The organism is Melaminivora alkalimesophila, assembly GCF_000282995.1.
Lineage (GTDB): Bacteria > Pseudomonadota > Gammaproteobacteria > Burkholderiales > Burkholderiaceae_C > Melaminivora > Melaminivora alkalimesophila.
In genome coordinates this window covers 1-1,166 of the sequence record NZ_ALEE01000066.1, presented here as the reverse complement: position 1 = coordinate 1,166, position 1,166 = coordinate 1, and the positions used below count along the sequence as shown (strand labels likewise).

The window sequence follows — 1,166 nt, the reverse complement described above, 5'->3', positions numbered from 1 at the left end:
TGACCTGCTCCCCATAGGCCGTACCAGTTGAAGGTTAGTAGAGTCCGTTTTCAGCAGGAAGAACGGACATGAAGAAGAGCAGATTCACCGACGAGCAGATCATCGGGTTCCTCAAGCAGGCCGAAGGCGGCATGCCAGTCAAGGAACTGTGCCGCCTGGGCGGCTTCAGCGACGCGACCTTCTACAAGTGGCGCGCCAAGTTCGGCGGCATGCAGGCCAGCGAGGCCACGCGGCTGCGCGAAGTTGAGTCGGAGAACGCCAAGCTCAAGAAGCTGCTGGCCGAGGCACACCTGCACATCGAAGCGCTGAAGGTGGGCTTCGGGGTAAAGCGCTGACCCCGCAGGCCAGGCGCGAAGCGGTCGCCAGGATGGTCGAGCAACTGGCCATCAGCGAACGCCGCGCCTGTCGCTATGCGGGGTTGTCACGAACAAGCTACCGGCAGCCGCCCAGGATGAATGCCGCCACGGCCGAGCTGAGCACGCGCATCGTCGAGCTGGCCCATGAGCGCCGACGCTTCGGCTACAGGCGCATTCACGATCTGCTGGCCCTGGAGGGGCGGCAAGTGAACCACAAACGCGTCTGGCGCCTGTACAAGCAGGCCAACCTGTCGGTGCGCAAGCGCCGCAAGATCAAACGCCCCATCGGCGAGCGTCAACCCTTGGCGGCCAGCCAGTATGTCAACGACACCTGGAGCATGGACTTCGTGATGGATGCCCTGGCCAACGGCAGGCGCATCAAGTGCCTGACGGTGGTGGATGACTTCAGCCGCGAGTGCGTGGACATCGCCGTGGATCACGGCATAGGCGGGGAGTACGTGGTGCGCTTGCTGGATCAGGCGGCGCAGTTCAGGGGCTATCCGCGAGCGATCCGCACGGACCAAGGGCCGGAGTTCACCAGTCGGGCGTTCCTGGCCTGGACGGCCGCAAGAGGCGTTCGGCATCTGCTCAACGATGCGGGCTGTCCGACACAGAACGCCTACATCGAGAGCTTCAACGGCAAGTTCAGGGACGAGTGTCTGAACGAGCAATGGTTTGAGTCACTGGCGCAGGCCAGACAGGAGATCGCCCGATGGCGGCGTGACTACAACGAGGTGCGGCCACACAGTTCCCTGGGGCGCATACCGCCGGCCAGATTCGCCGCACAGCATCGCCAGCGCGCTGGCGATG

At 63.9% G+C, this 1,166-nt stretch carries 1 protein-coding gene; it reads left to right on the top strand.

Annotation, left to right across the window (positions count from 1 at the left end; genetic code table 11):
• Window positions 1–68: 68 nt before the first annotated feature.
• Window positions 69–1,166 (top strand): IS3 family transposase gene (locus A612_RS00730; RefSeq protein ID WP_141630310.1). Its coding sequence is split into 2 segments (ribosomal slippage), with 1,099 coding nucleotides annotated over them: window positions 69–330 and window positions 330–1,166; the frame shifts between segments, so codons are not numbered across the junction. This gene is flagged as partial in the annotation.